We start from the raw sequence: 23,849 nt of genomic DNA, 5'->3' as shown, positions 1-23,849 counted from the left end.
GGTGTGGCGATTCGCCGCCGGAGGGTGGGTCGGGTTCGCCCGGCGGGCGTGGCGGGATCGCCGCCCATCAGCGGGCGCGGGATTGCCGGCCGGCGTGGCGCGGTGGCGGCCGGCTGGTTGAGTCGGATCGCCGTGCCGGCCCGCGGGTTGGGTCGATTCTGCCTCGGCGCGGTCGGGATTGTGTGCCGGCCGGTGTGGCGCGGTGGCGGCCGGTCGGTGGGGGCCGGATCGCCGTGCCGGCCCGCAGGGAGGCCCGGCGCGGTCGGGTTCGAGCGGCGGCCGGCCTGGTCAGGCGGGATTCCGGGGCGCGACCGGGTCGGAGCCGGCGAGCTCGGCGGGGTCGAGGTCGTCCAGGGGCTGCCAGCGGAACACGCCCGCACCCTGGGCGTAGGCGAGGTGCCCGCCGAGTGCGCCGCCCACGCTCGTCGCGGCCAGGCCCAGCGCGCCGAGGAGCCGTCCGCTGCCGCCCCGGCGGCGGGCCAGGTAGGAAGCGCCGAAGAGGGCGGCCGTCGCCACGTTGGCCGCGGCGTGCACCAGGCCGACGCGGCGTTGCCGCACGTCGAGGCCCGCGTAGTCCGCCAAGCCGAGCGCCATGGCCGCCGGGGCGGTCAGGAGGCCGGTGGCGACCAGGCGGCGGGCCGGGTCGCGGCCGTCCGGGAGCAGGTCGAACACCGCCGAGCACACCCACGCGCCGATGGGCAGCGTCACGGCGAGCGGGTGCAGCGGATGCCCCAGCGCGTGCCCCCGCAACTGCCGGCCGACGCCACCCTCGGCCACCTTGCCCACCACCCGCTGGAGCCCGGCGGCGGGGCCGTCGAGGGCCTCGGCTCCCTCGGCCTTCCGCAGGACACGGTGGGCCAAGGCGGGCTTCGTACGGGGGTGACCATCGCGCATCGGATCCATAGCGCCCGGCTACCCCGCCGCACGCCGGTCAACCGTCGCCCGCCGCGCCCCGAGCCCGCGGGACCGCCAACCGTGCCGATCCCGTACGGGCCCCGCTACCTCGCCGCCTGTCACCCGCGCGCTGACTTCGCGGGTCCCACCTACCCCGCCGCACCCTGTCAACCGTCGCTCTCCACACCCCGACCCCGCGGGATAACCGACCCCCACCCGGGGTACCCACCACCAGTGCCCATCCCTGCCGGAATCGCTGCCTTCGTCCCCGGTACGGCCGTTGCCGCCGGGGCGGCCGTCATGTTCGCCGTCGGGTCCGTTCTGCAGCACGAGGCCGCCTCCAGCAGCTCCAGCCCGGACGGTCTCGAACTGCGCCGCCTCGTCACCCGTCCGAAGTGGATGGTCGGGCAGGGTGCCACCGTGGTGGGGACCCTCCTGCAGGTCGTCGCCCTGGCGCTCGCTCCGGTGGCCATCGTGCAGCCCGTGCTGGCCGGTGGGCTCGTCGTCGCCCTCGGGATCCGGTCCGTCCGTGATCGGTGCCTGCCCTCGCGGCTGGACGGGATCGGGGCCGTCTGCACGTGTGGTGGCCTCGCCGTCTTCCTCGTGGCCGCGCGGCCCGCCGCCGGGACCGGGGACCGCCTTCCGCCTTGGCTTCCCGTCGTCGTGGCCGTGCTCGTGGCCGTCGGGCTCGTCGCCGTGGCCAGCCGGTCCGGGCGGGGGCCGTGGGGTGCGCTCGCCTGCGGGGCGGCGGCCGGGGTGGCCGCCGGTGTCGCGGCCGTGCTGATCTCCGCGGCGATCAAGACCTTCGGGGAACGCGGTCCCCTCGCCACCCTGGGCGGCAGCGCGCTGTGGGCCGCCCTCGTCGTGGCCGTGATCGCGCAGCTCGGCAGCCAGCAGGCCTACGCCCGGGGTGCGCTGTCGTGGTCCATGCCCGCGCTCGTGCTGCTCGACCCGCTCGCCGCCGTTCCCGCCGCCCGGCTGCTCACCGGGGAACGGCTCGAACCGGGTCACGCTTTCGTGTGGGTTCCGGCCGCCGCGGTGGCCGTGGTGGGCGTGGTCCTGCTGGCCCGCACCGGCGAAGGCTGCCGGCGGCCGCTGCGTGTTTCGACGCGGTCCCAGCGGGAAGCCCGGGGGACACCGGACTAAGGAGCCCGATGACCGAACCGAACCAGAGCTACGACCCGCCCCAGGACACCGGCGAGCCCGACTCCGTCGAGACCGACCCGGCCGCGCTCAACAGCGCCGAGGACCTCGACGAAGACCGGATCAAGGCCGACCCGCTGGAGGCGGGCATGGACCCGCCGGAGAACTGGTCGGGCGTCACGAAGTACGGGATGACGCCCTGGGAGCAAGCACACCCGCGCGGGCTGGGCGACCGGATCGACGAGGAGCGCCCCGACCCCGCGAACGAAGTGCCCGACCCGGCCGCGACCGACTGACCGAACCGCACGACGGAGGTACCGCGAATGTCCGAACCGGACACTGCCCGCTCCGAGCAGCAGCAGGGGCTCGAGCTCGACCAGGACCCCGACGGCCTCGACTCCCGCCGGTGGGCACGCGAAGACCCGGACACCGGCGAGGCCGCCCCGGCGCCCATCCAGCTGGCCCCGGTCGAGGGGGACGGCCCGCCGGTCGACACCGAACCCGACGAGGTCGGCGTGGACGCCGGCCCCGCCGTGGCCGCGGGCCCCGAGCAGGACGCCCTGCACGTCGAGCAGGAGTGAGGGACAGCCGCCGAACGGGGGTGCCCCACCGGATTCGATGCTGATAAGCCTCTTCGCGTGACCATGGACACGATCGACCTGCACAGCATCAACCCGTGGGAGGTGTCCTTCCTGCGCGAGGAGGTGGGCGCCTACTTCGCCCACGGCGTCGAGCTCGCTCCCGGGGCCACCGTCCTCGACGTCGGCGCCAACATCGGGGTCTTCTCCGCGGCGGTGTACGAGCGGCTGGACGGGGACGTGCGGATCTATGCGTTCGAGCCCCTCCCGCCGCTGCACGCGATCCTGGAACGCAACGGCCGCGACTTCTTCGGCGGCCACCTGAAAGCGCTGCCCTACGGCCTGGCGGCCGGCGAGGACGAGCTCGACTTCAGCTACTTCCCGGCGGCGACCATCTTCTCGTCGTCGTGGCGGGACGCGGCGAACGTCGAGGCCGAGCGGCGGCGGGTCACCGCCGGCGTCGTCGAGATGATCCGCCGCGGCGGCCTGGGCGCCGGTCTGCGCCGCGTGCCGGCGCCCCTGCTGCGCGGGATCGTCGGGCGCAAGCTGCGGGTGATGCGGCAGCTCGAAACCCACCGCGTCCGCGTCCGGCCGCTCTCGGCGGTGCTCGACGAGCAGGGCATCGACCACGTCGACCTGCTCAAGGTCGACGTCGAAGGCGCCGAACTCGACGTCCTGCGCGGGCTCGAAGACCGGCACTGGCCGCTGGTCCGGCAGGCCGTCGTCGAGGTCGAAGGCTGGGCGCGCAACCGCGAGACGGTCCGCGACGTCCTCACCGCGCGCGGCTTCACGGTCGAGGCCGTGCAGGACCCCGTGCAGGCGGCCGCCGACATCGGCATGGTGTTCGCCGGCCGTCAGCCGCGGTATTCCAGCCAGTCGAGGTTGATCGCGCCGGTGTCACCCGGGCCGTAGGACAGGGTCACCACCGGGTCCCGGCCGGTCAGCGGCACGTCGGCGAACGTCGTCGTGCCCCAGGCGTCCCAGCTGTCGGAGACCTTCGGGAAACCGGCCTGCCGCACCGGCTGCCCGTCCACCGACAGCGTCATGGTGCGGGTGTCGCTGTTGGCGTTGGCGTACCGGACGGTGATCGAGCCGCGCGCCGGCGCCGTCGTGGTGCGGTGCACGGTGAAGGACGTCGACGCGCCCTGCGCCCAGAGGCCGTCGAGGAACGCGCGGCCCGAGTAGCCGGTGTGGTTCACGTTCGTCTTCACGCCGCCGGAGTTGCGCGCGTCCTCGGCTTCGAGGTGCGCCGGGTCGGGGCAGCCGGTGAGGGCCGCGGTGCCCGAGGTGTCGGCGCAGCGGTCCTGCGCGTCGGGCACGCCGTCGCCGTCCCGGTCGCCGGCGGGCGCGCCGGTGAGGGTGATGTCGACGGTGTGGTCGCCGGTCAGCGTGGCCGGCAGGTCCGCGCGGGCGGCCCGGCCGTCGACCGTGACCGAGCGGATCGTGGCGCCGGCGCCGTGCAGCGCAATCGTGAGGTTCGCCGCGCGGTAGCGCACGTTCCGCAGCGTGACGTCACCCCAGCCGGCCGGCAGGTTCGGGGCGAACGACAGCCCGCGGTCGGTGAAGGTCAGCCCGAACAGCCCGGTGTGGACCATGTCGAGGAACGCCGTCGCCGACCAGGTCTGGTCCGGCTCCGAGCCCCAGTGGAACTTGACGGTGTCGCCCAGCCGCTGCCAGCCGCCGTCGACGACGCCGGTGCTCCCGTTGTGGATTTCCCAGAACCCGCTGTTGTTCCCGGCCAGCTTGGCCAGCCGGGCGGTTTCGGCGGCGTAGGAGTTCGTCTCGCCCTGCCCGGCGAGGGCCTTCGCCCACAGGCCCTGGACGAGCGGCCAGACGATCGCGTTGTGCCGGCCCGGCTGCGCGTCGCTGTAGCGCGCCCAGTTCGGAAAGGTGTCCGGCATGCCCCAGGCCAGTTCCCGGGCGTGTCCGACGATCGACCGGGCCTGCGCCGGGTTCGCGACGCCGAAGATCAGCGCGAACGCCAGCCCGGTGCCCTCCTGGAACGCGCCGCGCCGGCCGTCGGCGAGGAGCTGGTAGTCGTACAGCCCGGTGGCCGGGTTCCAGAAGCGGTCGTTGATCGCCGTCCGCAGCGCGGCGGCCTTGGCCCGGTAGGCGGCGGTTTCCGCGCCCGGCCGGCCCAGCTTCTCGGCCATGCTCGCGGCGTTGACGTAGGCGGCGTAGTAGAGCTCGTTCGTGCTCAGGTACATCCCGGTCGCGACGCCCGGCCACGGCATGCTGCCGGTGCTGACCGACTCGGTCGCGTCGGCGGGCGGTGCGGGGTAGCCGGCGATCCCGTCGTTGAAGAACGACGCGCCGGTGAACAGCCCGTACGTCGCGTTGAAGCCGGCCGTGGTGGCGTGTTCGCGGATGGCCAGCGTGCCGGCGGCCGTCCGGTAGGCGTTCTCCAGGAAGGCCCGGTCGCCGGTGACCAGGTAGTGGTGCCAGGCGGCGGTCACCCAGACGACCTGGTCCCACTGCTGGTCGTCCTGCTGCACGCGCAGGGCGCCGGCCGGGTCCTTGTCGACGACCGCCCACAGCGTGTTCTTCGCCAACGCCGGATCGAGCAGGCTGGCGGCGTTCCAGCTGTTGATCGAGGCGTCGCGGGTCCAGGGCTGCGCGTACCCGCCGCCCGCGCGGACGATCCCGGTGGCCGGGTCGAGCAGGCCGGCCCGGTCGTACTTGGCGTCGTAGCCGATGGTGTTGATGCGCAACAGGTTCCGCAATGCCGTGTCGTAAGCCGTGCCGAACAGCGCCTGGCTGTCCGGGTTGGCGAACTCGAGCGAGGGCGGCGGTGCGGCGCTCGCGGTGGCCGGGGCGGCGCCGGCGAGCGCGGCGCCCGCCGTCACCAGGACCAGGAGTGCGTGACCGATTCGCTGCGGGAGGCCGTTCTGCATGCGCGTACCCCTTTCGGCGGCGCCATTGCATCACGGAACGCCGGTTCCGCCCCGGAACCGGCGGAATCCTGTCCGTTTCTGTCCGCCGTCACCCCTCGCTCACGGGCTGTGAGCTTGATCGCCGGGATCCGCCAACCGGGTGGCCACGCCGGGCCGCGCCCTGCATACTGCAGGAATGGCGCGAAGGAACCCCGAGTGAGCCCGCGCGAAGGGTCGCGCCCGAAGTTCGGCCGGATCGACCCGTTCTGCCTGATGGCGGTGTTCCCGGTGCTGCTCGTGGCGGGAATCCTCGGTGCGCTGGTCAACGTGGCGCTCGGAATCGGCTTCGCCCTGTTCGCGGGCCTGATCCTGCTCTTCGACTCCTGGGCCAACCGGCCCGGCCCGGTGCCGCCGCCGGAACGCCAGGCGCGGCCGGCGAGCCCGCCACCACGGGCGCCGTCCCGGGCGCCGGCCCAGGCCCGCCGCCCGACAGGGGACCGAGGACCGGCCCGCGCGCCCGCCCGAGCCCCGGCCCGCCGGGCCGGGCCGCCCCCACCGGCGCGCTGACCTACCCCCGGAGCGTCCTGCTGAGGGGCGCCGGGCGGGAAGCCGTGTTCGGCGAGCGGTGCCACGGCGGGAACCTCGAAGCCGAGAACCCGGTTGTGGGACCGCGATCTCCGGGGGCCGCCGTGCCGCCCACGGCGCCGCCCCGCGGTACGCGGTGGCGAACACTGAGGCGGACCGGGTGGCGTCGCCGTCCGCGGAACCGGACCCCGGCTGCGCGGGGTCCGGCTCGGCCGTCAGCCGCCGACGTGGATTCCCGGGCGGCGGGTGGGGTCCTTCTCGCTGCTGCGGATGATCTCCCGGACCACCGGTGCGGTGTCGCCGCGGCCGAGGAGCAGGTAGCGGAACAGGTGCCCGAGCGGGTTGCCCTCGGCCCACTCGAAGTGGCACTGGGGGCGGACGCCCGTCACGTCGCGCAGGGCCAGCAGGATCGCGGCGATCGCGTTGGGGGCGGCCGGGCTCGCCGTGCGGAGGACCCGGTGACCGTCGATGTCGACGCCGTGAACCTTGAGCACGTTGCTGAACTCCGACGGGTCCACGACGTCGATTTCGAGGAACAGGACGTCGGCCGCGCCGGGAACCGGGTTCATCGCGCGCTGCTCGGCTTCCTTGGCGGAGTACTCGGCGTCGTCGCCGCCCTGGCGCCGGTTGGCGATGATGTGCAGGGCGCCGTCGTGGGCCAGTGATTCCGCGACGAACCGGCGCGCCTCTTCGTCGAATTCGATGTGGTCGGCCCGCAGCTCGGTCGTCCGGGTGACCCGGGAAACCAGCGAGACGACGATGATCCCGAGGATGAACAGCACCGAGATGGCGATCCCGTCCGGCTTCTCGATGACGTTCTCGACGAGGGCGTAGAGCAGGACGAGGGTGAGGACGACGAACCCGGTGGCGGCCCCGCGGTGGCGGTGGCGGACGGCCGAGATGCTGACCGCGACCGCGCCCGAGACCATCATCGCCAGGATGCCGGTGGCGTAGGCGCCGGCCTGGGCGTTGACGTCGGCGCCGAACGCGATGGTGATCAGGATGCTGATCACCGTGTAGACGATCACCACCGGCCGCACGGCGCGGCCCCACTCCGGGGCCATGCCGTAGGAGGGCAGGTACCGCGGGACGATGTTGATCAGCCCGGCCATCGCCGACGCGCCGGCGAACCACAGGATGAGCACGCTGCTGACGTCGTAGACGGTCCCGAAGATTTCGCCGAGTTCGCGGTGGGCCAGGTAGGCCATGGCCCGGCCGTTGGCCTCGCCGCCGTCCTTGAACGCGTCGGCGGGGATCAGCACCGTGGTGACGAAGCTGGTGGCGATCAGGAACACCGACATGATGAGGGCGGCGGCGGTCAGCAGCTTGCGCGTGTTGCGGATCCGGGATTCGAGCTTCTCCTCGGCGTTCTTCCCGCTCGCCGCGACCAGCGGCATCATGCTGACGCCGGTTTCGAACCCGGAGAGCCCCAGCACCAGCATGGGGAACGCGATGACGGCGGGCCCGATGATGCCGGTGAACCCGCCGCCGCCCGCGGTCAGCGCGCCGGTCCAGTGCGAGAGGGCGGCCGAGTCGCCCACCAGGTCGATCACGCCGGTGACCGTGACCACGGCGTTGAGCAGCAGGAAGACGGCGACGAGCGGGATGGCGACGCCGACGGCCTCGCTGAAGCCGAGCAGGAAGACGCCGCCGAGGATCAACAGCAGGACGACGGTGATGAGCACCGCGTGGCCGTGCAGGAAGCCCGGCAGGTACGGGTTTTCGAGCATGTGCACGGTGGCGTCCGCCGAGGAGAGCGTGATGGTGATGATCCACGACGTGGCGACGAACCCGAGCAGCGTGAGCACGAACAGCTTGCCCCGCCAGAACGGCAGCAGGGTCTCCAGCATCGCCACCGAACCCTGCCCGTGCGGGCTTTCGCGGGCGACCCGGCGGTACATCGGGAGCATCCCGAACAGCGTCAGGGCGACGATCAGCAGCGTCGCGAGCGGCGACAGCGCCCCGGCGGCGAGCGCGGCGATCCCGGGCAGGTAGGAGAGGGTGGAGAAGTAGTCGACGCCGGTCAGGCACATGACCTTCCACCATGCCTGCGGCGTGCCGTGGTCTTCACCGCCGGCCCGCCCGACGGGTGCCACCCGGTGCTCCAGCAGCCACCGCGCGACCCCGGAGGAGGGTGGCTGCGGCGGAACGGGACTGTCGACCCGCTCCGGAATGGTCAAATCGGGTGATGCACCCATTTCGCCTTCTCGTCCCCTCATGCCTGGGAAAACACCGGCCACCAGAATGCCCGACCCGGCCGGGACGCCGCACGGGAGGTTGTGTCCGGTCCTCTTCGGACGGTAACGCCGGCTCAGCGGGGGAGGGGACCGGCGCGCCGGGACGGGGCTGGCGCGGCACGGCACGGCACGGCACGGCGGAGCCATGCGACCCGCGGCGCACGCGAGCCGACTCTCCAGGTCCGCGAACCGACCGCCGGGGTCCGCGAACCGACCGCCGGGGTCCGCGAACCGACCGCCGGGGTCCGCGAGCCGACCCTTCAAGTACGCGAGCCGACCCTCCAGGCGCGCGCCCCGACCCTCCCAGCCCCCGATCCCCGCCGTTTCGCCACCACACCGGCCGGGTAACCGAGGCGGCATGCCCGGACGCGAAGACTTGCCCAGCACCCTCCTGCGGTCGCCGCGCAAGGCGCAAGACACCTGGGTGGCCGCGCACGACTCCGCGCTGCAGACCTACGGCCCCGGCCGGCGGGCGCAGCAGACCGCCTATGCCGCGTTGAAGCACACCTTCGAGAAGGTCGGCGACCACTGGGAGCCCAAACCCGAGCGCGGGCCCTCCGACGAGCAGGCCGCCGGTGGAGCCGGGCAGCCGGAGCGGCCGACCCACGGTGGCGTGAACGCGACCGCGAGCCGGCAGCACCTCTACGAACGCGCCAAGCAGCTCGGCGTGCCCGGGCGGTCGCGGATGTCCAAGGACGAACTCGTCACCGCCCTGGAAAAGGAGAACCGCCGGCGCACCGACCAGGCCCGCCGCCGCTCCGGGTGACGGTTCCCGTGTGGACGGTCAGAACTCGTCGGCGTCGGTGAGTTCGTGCTCGAACGCGTCCGCGCGGGCGACGACCGCCTTCAGCGGGCGCTCGAACTCCTCCTGGATGCTGAGGTCCTCCAGCGGCACCGTGTGCTTGAGCAGCGCGACCCCGTCGACCACCGCTGCGCCGCCGACCGCCGAGGCGCCGGCGAGCTCGAGGAGCCGCCGCAGGTCGACCCGGTCGGCCCAGCCGACCGGGGAGGAGATCTCGATCCACGAACCGCCGTCGAGTTCGGCGAGGTGGTGCACCGTCGCCTGCTGGGTGCGGTTGCGCGGGCCCTCCAGCCGGAACCGCAGCCAGCCCTCCGACTCCTCGAGGACCTCGTACCGCGTCCGGACAAAGTTGATCACGTCGATCCAGGTGGTCACCCGTTGCGCCTCCCGCCTTCGGCCTGCCTGCGCGGTCGAGCATCTCACGTCCGCGCCCGCGGCGGACCGGTGGTCGCCGGGGTGGATCCGTGCCACGATGGACCTCGTGCGGGGCCGTCGAGCAGCACGGCGGAGTTCGCCGGTCGTGACCGGCGGTGGGCGCCGGTGACCACCGGCCATCCGGCGCGGGTGCCGGTCGTCGCCCTGGTCGCCTCGGCCGGGGGCCTGGACGCCCTCGCGCGCGTGCTCGGCCCCCTTCCCGCCGACCTCCCGGCGGCGGTGCTCGTCGCCCAGCACCTGGAGCCGGACCGCGCGAGCCACCTGACCGGCATCCTGGCCGGCCGGACGGCGTTGCGGGTCGCCGAAGCCGCCGACGGCGACGAACTCCGCCCGGGCCTGGTGCTGGTCGTCCCGGCCGGCCGGCACCTGCTGCTGACCCTGGAACAGCGGATCGTGCTGGTGGACGCCGGTGCCCTGCCGCCCGCGCGGCCGTCGGCGGACCTGCTGCTGGCCACCCTGGCCGTCACTTGCGGACCCCGCGCGCTGGCGGTCGTGCTGACCGGCAAGGGCACCGACGCGCAGGCCGGGATCCGCGCCGTCGCCCGGTGCGGCGGCACCGTGTTCGCCCAGGACCAGCCGACGTCCGCGCACTTCGGGATGCCCGATGCCGCCATCGGCACCGGTCTGGTCGACGCCGTGCTGCCCCTGTCGGGGATCGCCGCGGCCGTCCTCGACCACGTCGGCGGGGGCCGAGGGGGTTTATCTCACTACGATGGGGGCTACCCGTCGTAGTGAACGGCCTCTATTACCGTGAGGAAGAATGAGGAGGTGGGCGCTGTGTCGCCCTTCCGGCGTGACCTCGTGGTCGTCGGTGCCTCGGCCGGTGGCGTCGAAGCGCTGCGCGCGGTGGTGTCCGCCCTCCCGTCGGACTTCCCGGGGGCCCTGGTCGTCACGATGCACCTCTCGGCCGGGTCGCCGAGCGCGCTGGCCCTGATCCTCGACCGCGCCGGCCCGTTGCCCGCGCGGTCCGCGCGGCACGGCGCGCCGATCGAGCCGGGCACCGTCTACGTGGCGCCGCCCGACCGGCACCTCCTCACCGACGACGGCGTCCTGGTCCTGAGCCAGGGGCCGACCGAGAACGGGCACCGGCCGGCGATCAACGCGACCTTCCGCTCGGCCGCGGTGACGGGCGGCCCGAACGTCATCGGGGTGGTGCTTTCCGGGGTGCTCGACGACGGCGCCGCCGGGCTGCGGGCGATTGTGGACCGGGGCGGCCTGGCCGTTGTCCAGGACCCCGGCGACGCCCTGTACAGCGGGATGCCGATGAACGCGCTGTCGCTCGTGGAGACCGAGCACGTGGTGCGGGCCGGCGAGATCGGCGCGCTGCTCGACAAGCTCGTCCGGATGCCGGTGGAGCCGGTCGAGGTGCCGCCGGCGTCGGACATCCTGTTGCTGGAGGACCGGATCGCGCGGGACGGGGTGCGGGCCGGCGCGTTCCCGCCCGCCGAGCAGAACGGCTCGGGTTACACCTGCCCGGACTGCCAGGGCGGCCTCACCGAGGTCGACCCCATGGGCCGGTACCGCTGCCGGATCGGGCACGCCTGGTCGGCGCAGGCGCTGCTCGCCGCCCACGACGACGAATTCCGGTTCGCGCTGCAGAAGGCGCTGCGTGCGCTCGACGAGAAGGCGGGGCTGGCCCGGAAGCTGGCCGCGCAGCTCTCCGCCCGGCGCCCCGGCGGTCTGGCGGAACGCTACGCGGCGTCCGCCAAGGAAGCCGCCGAAGCCGCGGACACGCTGCGCAGGTTCCTGCTCGAAGCGAGTGAACCGGCCGAAGAGCAGACGACGGCACCATGAGCCCTGCCTCCGTCCAGCTGTCCGTCGACCGCCACGAACAAGCGACCGTCGTCCGGGGCACCGGCGAGCTGAACCTCACCTCGTACTCGACGTTGCGCGACGGCCTGCTCAAGATCGCGACGGACGCGCCGGACGGCCTGGTGGCCGACATCAGCGAGCTGGTCATCGCCGACTCGGCCCTGGTCAGCGTGTTCTCGCTGGTCGCCATGCGGATCGGGGACTGGCCGGCCATCCCGTTCGCGATCGTGGCCGCCGGGGCCGGGCAGCGGGGGCTGCTGAGCCGCCTGGTGGTCGACCGCTACGTCCCGGTCCGCCCCGACCTGGTGGCAGCGACCGCCGCGCTGGACCACCCGGTGCGCCGCCGGTGCGAACGCACCTTCCCCCGCGTCGAGGGCACCTCGTCGCACATCCGCGCGTTCGTCACCGACAAGCTGATCGAGTGGGACGTGCCCGAGCTCGCCGGGGACGCCCGCCTGATCGCCACCGAGCTGGCCGAGAACGCGCTGCGGCACACCGGTTCCGAACCGAAGGTGCGGCTCGACCTGCGCCGCGGGGTGTGCACGGTCGCCGTGGCCGACCAGGACGCACGGCCGGCGATGCTGCTCGAACGGCTTTCCCCGTTCGAGCCCGGCATGGGGCTGAAGCTGGTCGCGCAGATCGCCCGGACGTGGGGCTGCAGCCGGTCGTGGGCGGGGGGAAAGGTCGTCTGGGCGGTGCTTCTTTCCCGTCCCAGCCCTTCCGGTGACCGTCCGGCCGGGTAGCGTGTCGGATCGTGACCGACCCCAAGGAGCCGAACGGCGAGTTCGAGTCCGTGCTGACCTACCTCAAGGAATCACGGGGCTTCGACTTCACCGGGTACAAGCGGAGCAGCCTCATGCGCCGGGTCCGTCGCCGGATGAGCCAGGTCGAGATCGACAGCTACGCGGACTACATCGACCAGCTGCAGGTCAACGCCGACGAGTTCGTCGCGCTCTTCAACACCATCCTGATCAACGTGACCGGGTTCTTCCGCGACCCGGACGCCTGGCAGCACCTGCGCGCCCAGGTGCTGCCCGCCCTGCTGGCCGAGCGCAGCCCCGAAGAGCCGATCCGCGTGTGGAGCGCCGGCTGCGCGGCCGGGCAGGAGGCCTACAGCCTGGCGATGCTCTTCGCCGACGCACTGGGGATCGAATCGTTCCGGCAGCGGGTGAAGATCTACGCCACCGACGTCGACGACGAGGCGCTGGCGCAGGCCCGGCACGCGGCCTACACCCCGGCGGAGGTCGAAGGGCTGTCCGAGGCGCAGCTGGAGCAGTACTTCGAGCTGCAGGGCAGCCGGTACTGCTTCCGCAAGGACCTGCGCCGGTCGGTCATCTTCGGGCGCAACGACCTCGTGCAGGACGCGCCGATCTCGCGGATCGACCTGCTGGTCTGCCGCAACACGCTGATGTACTTCAACGCCGAGACGCAGACCAAGATCCTCGAGCGGTTCCACTTCGCCCTCGCGCCCCGCGGGGTGCTGTTCCTCGGCAAGGCCGAGATGCTGCTTTCGCACGCCCGGATCTTCGAGCCGCTCGACCTCAAGCGGCGGGTCTTCCGCAAGGCGGTCAACTCCCCGGTCAGCTTCACCCACTTCGTCTCGCACGGCTTCCCGCAGCGGCGCACCCAGGACATCTCGGGGCTCGAGGAACTGCGTGAGCACGCGTTTTCGGCGAGCCCGGTCGCCCAGATCGTCTTCACCGAGGGCGAGACGACGGCGCTGATCAACTCGCAGGCGGAAGTCGCGTTCGGACTGTCCGACCGCGACATCGGGCGCCCGCTGCGGGACCTGGACGTCTCCTACCGCCCGGTGGCCCTGCGCGCGTACGTCGAGCAGGCCCGCCTGGAGCGCCGGTCGCTGCGGATCAAGGACGTGGAGTGGCGCCGGGCCGGCGAGACCGTGTGGTACGAGGTGCACGTCAACCCCTTGGTGAACAAGGACAAGACGCTGCTCGGCGTGTCGGTGGTGTTCCACGACGTGAGCTGGGCGCGCCAGCTGCTGACCGAGCTGGAGCACACGAACCGGCAGCTGGAGTCGGCCTACGAGGAACTGCAGTCGACCAACGAGGAACTCGAGACCACGAACGAGGAACTCCAGTCCACAGTGGAGGAACTGGAGACCACCAACGAGGAACTCCAGTCCACCAACGAGGAACTGGAGACGATGAACGAGGAGCTGCAGTCCACCAACGACGAGCTGCAGACGATCAACGACGCGCTCCGCGAGCGCAGCCTCGACCTCGACGAGGTGAACGAGTTCCTGGAGTCGGTCCTCACCTCGATCCGGGCGGGCATCGTCGTGATCGACTCCGAGATGCGGATCAAGGCGTGGAACCGCGGTGCCGAGGACCTCTGGGGCGTGCGGCGCGAGGAGGCCGAGGGCACCCACCTGCTGAACCTCGACATCGGCCTGCCGGTGGCGGAAGTCCGCCCCGTGGTCCGCGAAGCGCTTTCGGACCCGACGTACTACGGCGAGCTGATGCTGGACGCGATCAACCGCCGCGGCCGCTCGGCGCTGGTCAGGTTGCTGTGCAGCCCGCTGCGCGCCCCGGGCGGCGACAGCCACGGCGCGCTGCTGATGATGGAAGAGACGAAGCCCGAAGCTCCCGAGTGAGCCGCGGGCTCCGCGAAGACGGCGAGGGCTCCGGCAGCGGTCCGTGACCCGCCGCCGGAGCTCCCGGCGCTACTTGGTGAGCGCGGCGATCCGCCCGAGGACCTCTTCCTCGCCCAGCGCCTGCGTGATCGCGTGCAGGTCGGGGCTGCGCGTCGAGCCGGTCAGGGCGATGCGGATGATCTGGGACGCCTCGCGGATGGAGCCGGGGAAGCCTTCGGGGTTCTTCTTGAACTCCTTGGCGTTGCGGGCGAACCCGTGCTTGGCCGCGACCGCGCGGATCTGGTCGAACCACTCCTGGCCGTCGTCGAGCTGGCGGTAGTCCGCGGTGAAGTCGCGGGCCACGGCCCGGACGACCGCCGGGTCGACGCCGAGGGCCGCGATGCGCTCGTCGTCGGGGCCGGTGACCGCCGCGTGGAGCTGAGGGAAGAAGAACCCGTAGACCGCGCGGAACTCGCTCCACTTCTTGAGGTCCTTGCGCGGGTTCTCGGCCCCTTCGCGCTCGACGGCCAGCGCCCGCAGCGCGAGGTCCGGCTCGTCGTCCAGGACCCGGCGCAGCTCGGGGTCGAACCGCTCGGCCCAGACCCGGACCGCGTCGAGGATGGCGGGACCCGAGAGGGTGGCGATGTGGTCGGCGGCGATGTCGTCGAGCTTGACCAGGTCCACCAGCGGGCCGGCGACACCGCACTCGTCGAGGTTGATCGGCTCGGTCAGCGCCTGCTCCAGCGGCATCTCCGCGAGCCGGCCGTTGACGAGACCGCGCAGGTAGTACAGGACGGCTTCGGCGGGGTAGCCGGCCTCGATGAAGAAGTCGACGGACGCTTCCGGGTCCTTGCGCTTGGACAGCTTGCGCTTGCTGCCGCCCTCCTGCTTCATCAGCGGCGCGATGTGCGCGTAGGTGATCGGCTCGAAGCCGAGCGCGTCGAACAGCTGCTGGTGCACCGGCACCGACGAGATCCACTCGTCGCCGCGGATGACCAGGTTCACCCGCATGAGGTGGTCGTCGACGGCGTGCGCGAAGTGGTACGTCGGCAGCCGCGGGCTCTGGTCGGAGCTCTTGAGGATGACGACGTCGTTGCGGTTGGCCTCGGCCTCCAGCGGCCCGCGGATGGCGTCGGTGAACCGGGCGCGCGCGCCGGTGTCGTCCGGGGCGCGGAAGCGCACCACGTACGGGGCGCCGGCGTCGAGCTTGGCCTGGACGTCGGCGGGTTCGGCGTCGCGCCAGATCGCCCAGCTGCCGTAGTAGCCGGTGGGCAGCTTGGTGGCCTGCTGCCGCTGGGTGATCGCGGCCAGCTCCTCCTTGGTGGCGAAGTCGAGGTACGCCTTGCCCTGGCGGAGGAGGTCGCGGACGTAGGTCAGGTAGATCCGCTCGCGGGCCGACTGCTGGTACGGGCCGTAGTCACCGCCGCGGTGGAGGTCTTCGTCGGCGGCGAGGTGGAAGTAGGAGAAGCCGCGCTCGAACTGCTCGAGGGCGCCTTCGACCTCGCGGGACTGGTCGGTGTCCTCGACGCGGACGAGGTAGCGGCCGCCGGAGCGCCGGGCGACGTCCTGGTCGATCAGGCCGACGTAGATGCCGCCGAGGTGCACGAACCCGGTCGGGGACGGGCCCAGGCGCGTGACCAGCGCGCCCTCGGGCAGCGGCCGGGCGGGGTACTGCTGCTCCCAGTGCCCGGGTTCGGGCAGGTCGGCAGGGAAGAGGGCGTCGATGACCGCTCGGTCCAGCATTGGGTGTTCTCCCCGCGTCGTGGTGCACTTGCCTCGGCGAAAGTGGTCGTTTTCGCCGACGAAGAGCCTAGCCGTGCGCCCCGCCGGGCCGCCCGGGCAGGTGGTGCTCGGCGCGCGGCGGTGCTAGTTTCCGGGGAATGCGCGTTCGTTTTCCCTTCGCCAGAACGCTTTCCGTCCTCACCGCCCTCCTGGTGTTCCCGCTGACCGGGACGGCCCCGGCCACCGCGTCGCCGGGCCGCGAGTGCGCGACACCGTCGATCGACCGGCTGCAGCAGTGGCTGGCCAGCGGCGAAGGGACCACGGTCCCGGCCACCGGGAGCCTGCTCGTCCCCGAAGGACGCCGGTACGCGGCGCGGGTGACGTTCCTGAACGCCGAGTGGCACGTGGCCGTCGTCTGGCTGGGGAACCGGTTCGAGGCGCAGGCCGACCTGTCCCGGTCGGCAGGCTTCCTGCTGACCTACCGCGCGACCGACGACCTCTACGTCCAGCTGCGCCCGGCGTCGCACTGGAGTGGTGGCGACAAGTGGCTGACCCTGGTGCCGTCGACGGGCGGGCGGCTGGTGACGAAGTTCTTCGGCTTCTCGCCGCGCAAGTGGACGTCGCTGCCGGAGCTGGGGACGCCGCCGTACTCGTTCGCCTCGGCGCTGAAGGAGGCGCGGGGGCTGGTGTTCGTCGGCAAGACGCCGAACGAGCTGGAGTTCCGCGGCCTGCGCATCGACGGCTACCGGCCGCCGTGCCTCTGACCGCCGTCTTCGAGGCCGAGCTCTGGGAGTGGGACGCCCGGCGCACCGACAGCTGGACCTTCGTCAGCCTGCCCGCCGAGGCGTCGGACGACATCCGCGAGCGCAGCGCCGGCCCCCGGCGCGGCTTCGGGGCGGTACGCGTCCGGGTGACCGTCGGGGCCACCCGCTGGCAGACGTCGATCTTCCCGGACAGCGCGCGCAGCGCTTACGTGCTGCCCGTCAAGCGGGCCGTCCGCGAGGCCGAGGGGATCGACGTGGGGGACGTCTGCACCGTCAGCCTGGAACTCGTCGACGGCTGAGGGGCCCGATCCGGCGAAACGCGATCGGCGGCGGACGCGATCTGCCATGATGCGGACACAGGCCCCGAACCGCACGCAGGGAGACACGATGTCCGCCCAGATGGACGAGCTGATCGCCCAGTTCCAGAACTTCCAGAGCAAGGTGCGCCAAGCCGAGGCCCGCTTTGCCGGTGTCGGTGACATGCAGGAGCGGATCGCCCGGCTGGAGACCACCGTCACCTCGCCCGACGGGACCGTGACCGTGACCGCCGGGGCCGGCGGCGCCGTCACCGACCTGCGGCTGACCGCCGGGGCCACGCGCGTCGAAGCCGGGCAGCTGGCCGCCACCATCATGAACACCATCCGCCGGGCGGCCGCCGGGGCCGCGCAGCAGCAGGCCGGGATCGTGGACGAGACCTTCGGCGGCGCGTTCGGCGTGGACGTCTCGGCGCAGGTGCGGGCAGCCCAGGCCGAGGCGTTCGGAACCGCGGCGGCCGAGCCTGCGTCGGACCTCCAGCCGCGGCAGCCGTCGCGGCCCGCCCGCCGGCCCGCCGCCGAAGACGACGACGACTTCGGCCAAGGCCCCATCCTCCGCCGATCCTGAGGGAACCCGCGATGCCAGACGGAATTCAGACGAACATCGGCGCGATCTCCGCGTACGCCAGGCAGCTGCCGTTTTACGAGCAGGAGGCGGACAAGTTCGGCGCCAAGATCGACGCCGCCGACGTGACGAACGAAGCCTGGGGGCTCGTCGGCCTGTTCGCCAAGCAGGGCTACACCGACCGCCTGACCGAGCTGCGCTCGCTGCTCACCGACCTCAAGGACGGCGTGGACGGCTTCACCACCAAGCTCACCAGGGCCGCGGAGATGTACCAGGGCACCGAAGACGCCGGCAAGGTCACCTTCGGCCGGTACGAGGCGGAAATCGACGCGATCGGGCAAGGCGAATGACCGAACCTAAGAAGAGCATCGCCGACGCGCTGGACGTCTCGGCCTACGACGAGAGCACGGGCGCCAACCTCGACCGCGCCGCCGGGTACGTGCCGGTGGCCGGCACCGCCTACAAGGCGGGCAAGAAGATCGGCGAGCACGCCCGGCAGGCCGCGGAGGCCGACAACCCGGGTGAGCTGGCGTCCGCGGGGGCGGCGCTGGTGGGTGACGGCGCGGCGTTCGTCGGCGCGGCCGCCGGCGACATGGTCACCTTCGCCATGGACCCGATCGGCTGGCTGGTCAGCCACGGCCTCAACATGCTGCTCGAACTGGTCCAGCCGCTGCAGGACGCGCTGCACCAGGTCACCGGCGACGGCCCGGCCATCGGCCACGCCTCCGAGAACTTCGTGACGATCGCGCAGGGTTTCGTCGCGCTCGCCGACGACTTCGAGCGCACCGGCGACACCGCGCTGGCCGAGTGGGTGGATGACGCCGGCAACGCGGCGAAGGAAGCCCTCGGCGACTTCTCGTCGGGGATCCGCGGCATCGGCTCGGCCGCCGGGTCGGTCGCCGAGGTGCTGCAGATGTGGTCGATGGTCATGGTGGTCATCGAAGAGGTGATCAAGGGGATCATCACCGAGCTGGTGTCGTGGCTGATCACGCTGTGGCTGCCGGCGCTGGCCGCGTCGGTGATCAGCTTCGGCGGCTCGGTCGCGGCCGCGATGACCGCGTCCATCGCCAAGGCGGCCAGCGTGCTGCAGAAGGTGACCCGCTACCTCGGCAAGTTCGGCAAGCTGCTCGACTCCTTCATGGAGTTCCTGGTCAAGTACTCCGGGAAGCTGGAGACGTTCACCCGGAAGCTGCGGATCGGCGTGATGCCGGGCGAGACGAAGTTCGGCTTCGGCGCGGCGGCCCAGGGCTGGCAGCCGAGCAACCGGGCGCTCACGACGATGTTCGGCACCTCGGCCGGCGTCAAGCCGTTCCTCGCCGGCGCGGGCGTGAAGGCCGGCATCGGGGCGGGGAAGGGTGCCTTCGCCGAAGGTAAGGAAGCCGTCACACCCGAGGGGGACGAACCGTGGTTCGACAAGAGCGAGATCGGCGGGGACCGGAGCCCGGAGGACACCCGCAGGGACCTGGACATCTGAGCGGGTTCGCCGAGCAGTGGTCGCACGAGGCCCAGGTGCGGCCCGGGTTCCGGGAGCGCGTCGAGGCGCTGATGCGCGACCGGTGGCGCGAGCCGGTCATCGTGCTGCGCCTCGGTGACACCGACGTGGGGTACGAGGTGCCCGGCCGCCGCCGCGACGGCACGGTCGAGGGGGAGCAGCTCGTCCGGCAGTTCGTCGGCTCCACCCTGCGCGGGATCGGCACGGCGGTGTTCTCGGTGTTCGCCCTGGCGAACGGCGGCGCACCGGGACGGCCGTTCCAGCGCGAGATCCGGGTGTCCGGCCCGGCGAACGCGATGGTGCTCGACCTGGCCGACCGGCTCCGCTCGGTGAAGGGCCCGTGGCTGGTGTGCTCGCCGTCGTGCCTGGCGGTGGTGGACACCGGAACGACGTTCACCGACCCGGCGGACGCGCCGCCACCGGAGATCGTCTGGGAAGCGCGGCAGCCGCAGGCCCCGGCGCTGAACTTCCCGAAGCGCACGCTGACCTGGCCGGACGGGTCGAGCTTCCGCTTCCCGCTGCACGGCCGCCCGGAGGAGCAGCACCTGCGGAAGTACTTCGAGCCGCCGGCAACTGTGCACTGGAACGGCCGCTCGGTTGAGCGCCGGGGGTGACCCGAACCGCCGCGGCGGCTGCCCTAGCCGCAGTCCAGGCGGGCCCAGACGACCTTGCCGTCGTCGTGGTGGCTCACGCCCCACGTGACGGCGAGTTCGTCGACCAGCAGCAGGCCGCGGCCGCCGGCGTGACCGGGGACGCGCAGGCGGGGCTCTCCCGTGCCGACGTCGGTCACCGCCACCGTCACCTCGCACGGATCCTGCGTGATGTGAAGCCGCAGTTCGGCGGGGCCGGGCGCGTGGACGTAGGCGTTCTCGAGCAGCTCGCCGACGACGATCAGCGCGTCGACCCGATCCGGCTCGGCGAGAAACCCCAGCCGGCCCTCGGCCCAGCGGCGGGCGGCGGCCAGTCCCGACGGGCCGGCTCCGGCCAGGTCGAGCACGTCCCAACCCGGTTCGCGGGCCGCGCCCCAGTTCACTTGCACCGTGCGACCCCTCCTTCACGGTGCGGCTACCCGGAAAACCGGGCGTTAAGCGCGCGGCGAGGGTGTTACGGCAGACCGCAGCGCCAGAGGAACGCCTCGCGCAACGCCGTGACGAGCACTTCGTCGTCGATTTCGCTGGGCTCGTCGCCCATGGGCAGCCACCGCTCGTCGGCCCGGGTGCCGTCGAGGACGCGGGTCAGCGTGACGCCGGGGTAGGCGAGCGTTTCGGCTCCGCCGTCGACGCCGGTCACGGTGATGCGCCGGGCCTCCGCCCGGACGAGGACCTGCCGCTGGTCGTCCATGCCGTCTCCCCGGCGGGCACGGCGCGCTCCGAGGGGGAGGAGAGCGCGCCATGTCCGTGGTTGAAACGGTACGCCGCACCCGGGCGGGCGGCCCCGGATCCACTCGTACGCCGGAGCGGCGGAGCGTGACCGGACCGGAGTTGCTCTGCGCGAACTGCCGGTGGGCGAATTGCCCGGTACCTATCTTTTGTCCTGTGCGACGAAAGTGGGTATCGCCCGTCCCGGCCGCGGATCACCCTCGACCGCACCGGATCACCGGCGCCGGCCCCCGTGGCCGGCTCATCCCACCGTGGCCGGCGCGGCCACCCTCGCGCCGGCTTTGCCCGCGAAAGTGAGTTACCGGCATGCGCAGAACGTCCCCGGGACACCACCTCCTCGCCCGCTCCGCCACCACCCTGGTGGCCGCCGCCGCGGCCATCGCCTTCTTCACGCCCGTCACCGCAACCGCCACCACCATCGACGGCTATTCGGCCACCGTGCAGCGTGAAGCCGTCGCCTCGCTCGCCGCGGATGCCGGGATCAGCGAGTCCGCCGCCGTCGCCCTGCTGCGTACGCAGGCGGCCGGCGTCGAAACCCTGCACGCGGTCACCGCATCGCTCGGCGCCCGCGCCGCCGACGGTTACCTGGACGCCGCCGCCAAGCCGGTGGTCAACGTGCTCGACCAGGCCGCCGCCGGCCAGGCCGAGCGAGCCGGCGCGCAGGCGCGGCTGGTCAAGCACTCCACGGCGGCGCTGGCGAGCGCGCAGAACGCCCTGCAGGCGCTGCCCGCGGTGGCGCACACCTCGATCGGGCTGGACCCGAAGACCAACCAGGTCGTGCTGACCGTGGCCGACGCGGCCAAGGGCACCGAAGGCCTGCTGAAGGCGGCCGCGTCGCTGGGCGACCGGGTGCGCGTGGAGCGGGTCGCGGGCGAAATGCACACCGCGATCTACAACGGCGAGGCCATCACCGGCGGCGGCGTCCGCTGCTCGGTCGGCTTCAACACCAACCGCGGCGGCCAGAACTACATCGTCGACGCGGGGCACTGCACCCGCGCGGTGTCGCAGTGGAACGTCGGCCCGTCGCAGGGGGCGAGCTTCCCGAACAACGACTACGGCCTCATCCGCAACACGAGCGGCAGCGCGCCGGGCGCGGTGACCCTGTGGAACGGCTCCACCCAGCGGATCAGCTCCGCCGGCACCGCGACCGTCGGGCAGCGGATCAGCAAGAGCGGCAGCACCACGCACCTGACGTCGGGTTCGGTGCAGGCGACCAACGTGACGGTGAACTACGCCGAGGGCTCGGTGTACCAGCTGATCCAGACGAGCGCGCTGGTCAACCCCGGCGACTCGGGCGGCTGCCTGTTCGCCGGCAGCGTCGGCCTCGGCATCACGTCGGGCAAGGGCGGCAGCAGCTCGTACTACCAGCCGGTGGGCGAGGCGCTGAGCGCGTACGGCGTCACCCTGAACTGAACCGGGGCGCCGGCCGGGGGCTCACGCCCCCGGCCGGTGTCAGTCGCGCCGGTGGAAAACGAGCCGGTAGCCGGCCAGGATGATCAGGGCGCCGAGAATGGCCAGGCCCCAGGTCCGCAGGTCGAAGAACGTGCCGAGCTGGGTGTGGAACAGCGTCTTGCCCACCCAGCCGCCGACGAACGCGCCGGCGATGCCGAGCAGGATCGTGATGATGCAGCCGCCCGGGTCCTTGCCCGGCATGAGGGCCTTGGCGATCACCCCGGCGATGAGCCCGAGCACGATCCAGGCGATGATGCCCACGGCGGTGTCCTCTCGTCAGCTTCCCTTGACGGCACAGGATGGCAGCAGCCGGTCGGGGGAGCGCGCCGAGCCACGCCGACGTGATCCGGATCTCACCGGTTCGCGTCGGCGCGGCGGTGCGGCGGTGCGGATGAGCTCAGCCGCCGCCGTAGGTGGCCTGGGTGACCGCGAAGACGTTGCGGTTGCCCGCGCCTTCCTGCAGCGACCACAGCAGGTCGGCGCTGGTGTCGTCCTCCCAGTACGAGAGGCTTTCGCCGCTGCCCACCCAGGAGAACGTCTGCGCGGCGGCCGACGGCTTCCAGTAGTAGAGCTGCTTCGAGCCGGAGGAGTTGAACCACCAGCGGCCGTTGTGCGAGGCCACGCCGTTGAGCTTGTACCAGGGCAGCTGCAGCGCCTGGCTCGCCGTGGTCGTGGCGGCGAAGGTCCCGGAGGAGGCGAACGGGTAGCGGATCGCCCGCGGCGCGCGGTTCGGGTAGTCGGTGCAGCCGGACGAGCAGGTGTACTCGGTCATCACGATCGACTTGCTGACCCGGTCGAGCGAGATCGACGACCACGCGAGGTTCGTGCCCGACGTCGTCTTCGAGGAGATCGTGCCGACCTGCGGCAGGACGTAGGCGTAGTTGTGGGCGTAGTAGGTGCTGCCGCTCTGGTGGCCGATCTGGTCGGCGGTGCCGCCGCTGTTCGTCTTGAGGATCTTGCGCATGTCGAACACGCGCATGCCCTTCCCGGTGTCGGCGACGTAGAGGTAGTCGCCGTACCAGGACATGCCGCCGGCGTGGATCGGGATGTCCTTGAAGTCCGGCGCCGCCGCGGTCCCGGTCGGCTCGACCAGCAGGATCTTGCGGTAGGCGTTCGGGTAGTCGGCGTCCCAGTCGACCAGGGTGATCCGGCTGCGCTGCTGGCCGCCGTCGCAGCCGTCCTTGGTGTACCAGCTGACGGCGACGAGCTGGTGCCCGTCGTAGTTCCCGCCGTCGGCCGTCCCGACGGCGTCGCGGCTGGTGGTGATGCCCTGCGGGTAGTTGGTGCAGTCGGAGTTGTCCCCGCTGTCGAACCGGAACCCGGTCGAGAGCCCGGCGACGGAGAACGACGACGGCAGCGCGGTCCGGTCGTGGTTGGCGTTGTCCATCACGGTGTGCACGGCGGCGGTGCCCAGCGTCGACACCAGAGCGCTGTTCACCGCGTCGAACTGGCCGTAGTCGGCGGTCAGGGTGTACTGGCCGGCGGGCAGGGCCGCCGGCCCGGCCGCGGCGGCCGCCGGAGTGGCGAGCACGCCCACGGCCACGCCCGCGGCCACCGCGGCGTAGGTGAGTTGTCGGTGCAATGACATGGGAGCCATCGTGGGCCCCGGCCGTACAAGAGCCGTACAACCGGTCCACATCGGACACCCTCAGCCCGGCCGCCGGTCCAGGACCTTCAGCGACTGCTCGCACCACCGCAGGTTCTCGCGCTCGAACGACAGGCCGCGCATCAGCGTCAGGTACGGGCCGATCCGCTCCGCCTCCGCCAGGTAGTCGTCCTCGAACCGGCCGTCCAGCAGGCGCGCCCGGAGGCGCTCGTAGCTCGCGATCTTGGTCTCCGCGCGGGCCATCCGCTCGGCCAGGGCGCGGCGGACCGCCGGCTCGTCGCCCACGTCCACCGCCTGGACCTGGACGAGCAGCTCGTCGCGGATCACGCCCGGGCGGGGCGGCTGCGCCGTGAACTCGTGCAACGCCCGGCGCCCGGCGTCGGTCAGCGAAAAGAGGCGTTTGTCCGGGCGTCGCTCCTGGTGGACGATCCGGGCGTGGACCAGGCCGTCGCCCGCCATGCGGTCGAGTTCGCGGTAGAGCTGCTGCGGGGTCGCCGCCCAGAAGTTCGCCACCGAGGCGTCGAACCCCTTCGCCAGGTCGTAGCCCGACGCCTCGCCTTCGAGCAGCGCCGCCATCAGCGCGTGTCGCAGTGCCATGCTCAA

Annotated in this window: 27 protein-coding genes; 17 read left to right on the top strand and 10 right to left on the bottom strand. The window is 72.4% G+C overall.

What is annotated here, in order from left to right; genetic code table 11:
• Positions 1 to 288: 288 nt before the first annotated feature.
• Entirely contained in the window at positions 289 to 903 is a 615-nt protein-coding gene (locus tag C2L59_RS38415) for a DUF2231 domain-containing protein (protein WP_103354497.1), read from the bottom strand.
• A 225-nt stretch (positions 904 to 1,128) separates the two neighbouring features.
• On the opposite strand from C2L59_RS38415, the gene C2L59_RS38410 reads away from it, so the two are divergent.
• From C2L59_RS38410 to C2L59_RS38400, 4 genes are all read left to right on the top strand, one after another.
• The gene (locus C2L59_RS38410) at positions 1,129 to 2,040 is read left to right on the top strand and encodes a DMT family transporter (protein ID WP_233223920.1); all 912 of its coding nucleotides are present in this window, start codon (positions 1,129 to 1,131) and stop codon (positions 2,038 to 2,040) included.
• A gap of 8 nt (positions 2,041 to 2,048) precedes the next feature.
• Entirely contained in the window at positions 2,049 to 2,333 is a 285-nt protein-coding gene (locus tag C2L59_RS49545) for a hypothetical protein (RefSeq protein WP_370444817.1), read from the top strand.
• Positions 2,334 to 2,360: 27 nt separating this feature from the next.
• A complete protein-coding gene (locus C2L59_RS49540; protein WP_233223919.1) occupies positions 2,361 to 2,618 on the top strand; it encodes a hypothetical protein in 258 nt (85 codons plus the stop codon).
• Positions 2,619 to 2,681: 63 nt separating this feature from the next.
• Positions 2,682 to 3,527, top strand: a complete 846-nt coding sequence (locus C2L59_RS38400; RefSeq protein WP_233223926.1) for an FkbM family methyltransferase — start codon at positions 2,682 to 2,684, stop codon at positions 3,525 to 3,527.
• On the opposite strand, the gene C2L59_RS38395 is transcribed toward C2L59_RS38400, so the two are convergent.
• A complete protein-coding gene (locus C2L59_RS38395) occupies positions 3,470 to 5,509 on the bottom strand; it encodes a glycosyl hydrolase family 65 protein (RefSeq protein WP_103354495.1) in 2,040 nt (679 codons plus the stop codon). The genes C2L59_RS38400 and C2L59_RS38395 overlap by 58 nt on opposite strands.
• Positions 5,510 to 5,704: 195 nt before the next feature.
• Here C2L59_RS38395 and C2L59_RS38390 point away from each other — a divergent pair, with 195 nt between their 5' ends.
• Positions 5,705 to 6,055 carry a hypothetical protein gene (locus C2L59_RS38390; RefSeq protein WP_103354494.1) on the top strand — a complete coding sequence of 117 codons (351 nt, stop codon included), beginning with the start codon at positions 5,705 to 5,707 and terminating at the stop codon, positions 6,053 to 6,055.
• A 233-nt stretch (positions 6,056 to 6,288) separates the two neighbouring features.
• Here C2L59_RS38390 and C2L59_RS38385 read toward each other — a convergent pair whose 3' ends face one another.
• Positions 6,289 to 8,271, bottom strand: a complete 1,983-nt coding sequence (locus C2L59_RS38385) for an APC family permease (RefSeq protein ID WP_103354493.1) — start codon at positions 8,269 to 8,271, stop codon at positions 6,289 to 6,291.
• 397 nt (positions 8,272 to 8,668) lie between these two features.
• On the opposite strand from C2L59_RS38385, the gene C2L59_RS38380 reads away from it, so the two are divergent.
• Positions 8,669 to 9,076, top strand: coding sequence for a ChaB family protein (locus C2L59_RS38380; protein WP_103354492.1), 408 nt, complete (start codon positions 8,669 to 8,671; stop codon positions 9,074 to 9,076).
• Between the two features lie 18 nt (positions 9,077 to 9,094).
• Here C2L59_RS38380 and C2L59_RS38375 read toward each other — a convergent pair whose 3' ends face one another.
• Positions 9,095 to 9,487 (bottom strand): hypothetical protein, encoded by a 393-nt coding sequence (locus C2L59_RS38375; protein WP_004562201.1) that lies wholly within the window; start codon positions 9,485 to 9,487, stop codon positions 9,095 to 9,097.
• A 165-nt stretch (positions 9,488 to 9,652) separates the two neighbouring features.
• On the opposite strand from C2L59_RS38375, the gene C2L59_RS38370 reads away from it, so the two are divergent.
• Genes C2L59_RS38370 through C2L59_RS38355 form a run of 4 tightly spaced genes read left to right on the top strand, consistent with a single transcriptional unit; the run spans position 9,653 to position 13,973 of the window.
• Entirely contained in the window at positions 9,653 to 10,279 is a 627-nt protein-coding gene (locus tag C2L59_RS38370; RefSeq protein WP_103354491.1) for a chemotaxis protein CheB, read from the top strand.
• Between the two features lie 36 nt (positions 10,280 to 10,315).
• Complete coding sequence (locus C2L59_RS38365; protein ID WP_103354490.1) at positions 10,316 to 11,341, top strand: chemotaxis protein CheB; 1,026 nt, start codon at positions 10,316 to 10,318, stop codon at positions 11,339 to 11,341.
• Positions 11,338 to 12,102 carry an ATP-binding protein gene (locus C2L59_RS38360; protein ID WP_103354489.1) on the top strand — a complete coding sequence of 255 codons (765 nt, stop codon included), beginning with the start codon at positions 11,338 to 11,340 and terminating at the stop codon, positions 12,100 to 12,102. The genes C2L59_RS38365 and C2L59_RS38360 overlap by 4 nt, the downstream gene beginning before the upstream one ends.
• An 11-nt stretch (positions 12,103 to 12,113) precedes the next feature.
• Entirely contained in the window at positions 12,114 to 13,973 is a 1,860-nt protein-coding gene (locus C2L59_RS38355) for a CheR family methyltransferase (RefSeq protein ID WP_103354488.1), read from the top strand.
• A 69-nt stretch (positions 13,974 to 14,042) separates the two neighbouring features.
• Here C2L59_RS38355 and C2L59_RS38350 read toward each other — a convergent pair whose 3' ends face one another.
• On the bottom strand, positions 14,043 to 15,695 hold the full coding sequence (locus C2L59_RS38350; protein ID WP_103354487.1) for a glutamate--tRNA ligase: 1,653 nt from the start codon (positions 15,693 to 15,695) through the stop codon (positions 14,043 to 14,045).
• Positions 15,696 to 15,832: 137 nt separating this feature from the next.
• On the opposite strand from C2L59_RS38350, the gene C2L59_RS38345 reads away from it, so the two are divergent.
• The 6 genes from C2L59_RS38345 (at position 15,833) to C2L59_RS38320 (ending at position 19,423) form a co-directional block, all read left to right on the top strand.
• Positions 15,833 to 16,438, top strand: a complete 606-nt coding sequence (locus C2L59_RS38345) for a hypothetical protein (RefSeq protein ID WP_103354486.1) — start codon at positions 15,833 to 15,835, stop codon at positions 16,436 to 16,438.
• A complete protein-coding gene (locus C2L59_RS38340; RefSeq protein ID WP_103354575.1) occupies positions 16,435 to 16,737 on the top strand; it encodes a DUF1905 domain-containing protein in 303 nt (100 codons plus the stop codon). The genes C2L59_RS38345 and C2L59_RS38340 overlap by 4 nt, the downstream gene beginning before the upstream one ends.
• Before the next feature lie 88 nt (positions 16,738 to 16,825).
• A complete protein-coding gene (locus C2L59_RS38335) occupies positions 16,826 to 17,320 on the top strand; it encodes a YbaB/EbfC family nucleoid-associated protein (protein WP_103354485.1) in 495 nt (164 codons plus the stop codon).
• Between the two features lie 11 nt (positions 17,321 to 17,331).
• Positions 17,332 to 17,667, top strand: coding sequence for a hypothetical protein (locus C2L59_RS38330; protein WP_103354484.1), 336 nt, complete (start codon positions 17,332 to 17,334; stop codon positions 17,665 to 17,667).
• Positions 17,664 to 18,791, top strand: coding sequence for a hypothetical protein (locus C2L59_RS38325; RefSeq protein ID WP_103354483.1), 1,128 nt, complete (start codon positions 17,664 to 17,666; stop codon positions 18,789 to 18,791). Before C2L59_RS38330 ends, C2L59_RS38325 begins: the two co-directional genes overlap by 4 nt.
• Entirely contained in the window at positions 18,788 to 19,423 is a 636-nt protein-coding gene (locus tag C2L59_RS38320) for a hypothetical protein (RefSeq protein ID WP_103354574.1), read from the top strand. Before C2L59_RS38325 ends, C2L59_RS38320 begins: the two co-directional genes overlap by 4 nt.
• 23 nt (positions 19,424 to 19,446) lie before the next feature.
• Here C2L59_RS38320 and C2L59_RS38315 read toward each other — a convergent pair whose 3' ends face one another.
• Together C2L59_RS38315 and C2L59_RS38310 are read right to left on the bottom strand one after the other, a co-directional pair.
• Complete coding sequence (locus C2L59_RS38315; protein WP_103354482.1) at positions 19,447 to 19,848, bottom strand: ATP-binding protein; 402 nt, start codon at positions 19,846 to 19,848, stop codon at positions 19,447 to 19,449.
• Between the two features lie 65 nt (positions 19,849 to 19,913).
• Entirely contained in the window at positions 19,914 to 20,150 is a 237-nt protein-coding gene (locus C2L59_RS38310) for a hypothetical protein (protein ID WP_103354481.1), read from the bottom strand.
• A gap of 344 nt (positions 20,151 to 20,494) precedes the next feature.
• Between C2L59_RS38310 and C2L59_RS38305 the strand changes: the two genes are divergently transcribed.
• Positions 20,495 to 21,601 carry a S1 family peptidase gene (locus C2L59_RS38305; protein WP_103354480.1) on the top strand — a complete coding sequence of 369 codons (1,107 nt, stop codon included), beginning with the start codon at positions 20,495 to 20,497 and terminating at the stop codon, positions 21,599 to 21,601.
• Positions 21,602 to 21,640: 39 nt separating this feature from the next.
• On the opposite strand, the gene C2L59_RS38300 is transcribed toward C2L59_RS38305, so the two are convergent.
• The 3 genes from C2L59_RS38300 to C2L59_RS38290 form a co-directional block, all read right to left on the bottom strand.
• On the bottom strand, positions 21,641 to 21,901 hold the full coding sequence (locus tag C2L59_RS38300) for a GlsB/YeaQ/YmgE family stress response membrane protein (protein WP_103354479.1): 261 nt from the start codon (positions 21,899 to 21,901) through the stop codon (positions 21,641 to 21,643).
• A gap of 136 nt (positions 21,902 to 22,037) precedes the next feature.
• A complete protein-coding gene (locus tag C2L59_RS38295) occupies positions 22,038 to 23,228 on the bottom strand; it encodes a hypothetical protein (RefSeq protein ID WP_103354478.1) in 1,191 nt (396 codons plus the stop codon).
• Between the two features lie 60 nt (positions 23,229 to 23,288).
• Positions 23,289 to 23,843 carry a PadR family transcriptional regulator gene (locus C2L59_RS38290; RefSeq protein WP_199199487.1) on the bottom strand — a complete coding sequence of 185 codons (555 nt, stop codon included), beginning with the start codon at positions 23,841 to 23,843 and terminating at the stop codon, positions 23,289 to 23,291.
• Between the last annotated feature and the right edge of the window lie 6 nt (positions 23,844 to 23,849).

This window comes from Amycolatopsis sp. CA-128772, from assembly GCF_002904295.1.
Lineage (GTDB): Bacteria > Actinomycetota > Actinomycetes > Mycobacteriales > Pseudonocardiaceae > Amycolatopsis.
Note: the sequence above shows the minus strand (reverse complement) of the source record. Positions and strands in the feature narration are given on the sequence as shown.

Bases quoted from the DNA above. Each gene is read 5' to 3' on its own strand.
- C2L59_RS38415 (WP_103354497.1), bottom strand. From the start codon at position 903: ATGGATCCGATGCGCGATGGTCACCCCCGTACGAAGCCCGCCTTGGCC.
- C2L59_RS49545 (WP_370444817.1), top strand. From the start codon at position 2,049: ATGACCGAACCGAACCAGAGCTACGACCCGCCCCAGGACACCGGCGAG.
- C2L59_RS49540 (WP_233223919.1), top strand. From the start codon at position 2,361: ATGTCCGAACCGGACACTGCCCGCTCCGAGCAGCAGCAGGGGCTCGAG.
- C2L59_RS38400 (WP_233223926.1), top strand. From the start codon at position 2,682: ATGGACACGATCGACCTGCACAGCATCAACCCGTGGGAGGTGTCCTTC.
- C2L59_RS38395 (WP_103354495.1), bottom strand. From the start codon at position 5,509: ATGCAGAACGGCCTCCCGCAGCGAATCGGTCACGCACTCCTGGTCCTG.
- C2L59_RS38385 (WP_103354493.1), bottom strand. From the start codon at position 8,271: ATGGGTGCATCACCCGATTTGACCATTCCGGAGCGGGTCGACAGTCCC.
- C2L59_RS38380 (WP_103354492.1), top strand. From the start codon at position 8,669: ATGCCCGGACGCGAAGACTTGCCCAGCACCCTCCTGCGGTCGCCGCGC.
- C2L59_RS38360 (WP_103354489.1), top strand. From the start codon at position 11,338: ATGAGCCCTGCCTCCGTCCAGCTGTCCGTCGACCGCCACGAACAAGCG.
- C2L59_RS38350 (WP_103354487.1), bottom strand. From the start codon at position 15,695: ATGCTGGACCGAGCGGTCATCGACGCCCTCTTCCCTGCCGACCTGCCC.
- C2L59_RS38345 (WP_103354486.1), top strand. From the start codon at position 15,833: ATGCGCGTTCGTTTTCCCTTCGCCAGAACGCTTTCCGTCCTCACCGCC.
- C2L59_RS38335 (WP_103354485.1), top strand. From the start codon at position 16,826: ATGTCCGCCCAGATGGACGAGCTGATCGCCCAGTTCCAGAACTTCCAG.
- C2L59_RS38330 (WP_103354484.1), top strand. From the start codon at position 17,332: ATGCCAGACGGAATTCAGACGAACATCGGCGCGATCTCCGCGTACGCC.
- C2L59_RS38325 (WP_103354483.1), top strand. From the start codon at position 17,664: ATGACCGAACCTAAGAAGAGCATCGCCGACGCGCTGGACGTCTCGGCC.
- C2L59_RS38310 (WP_103354481.1), bottom strand. From the start codon at position 20,150: ATGGACGACCAGCGGCAGGTCCTCGTCCGGGCGGAGGCCCGGCGCATC.
- C2L59_RS38305 (WP_103354480.1), top strand. From the start codon at position 20,495: ATGCGCAGAACGTCCCCGGGACACCACCTCCTCGCCCGCTCCGCCACC.
- C2L59_RS38295 (WP_103354478.1), bottom strand. From the start codon at position 23,228: ATGTCATTGCACCGACAACTCACCTACGCCGCGGTGGCCGCGGGCGTG.
- C2L59_RS38290 (WP_199199487.1), bottom strand. From the start codon at position 23,843: ATGGCACTGCGACACGCGCTGATGGCGGCGCTGCTCGAAGGCGAGGCG.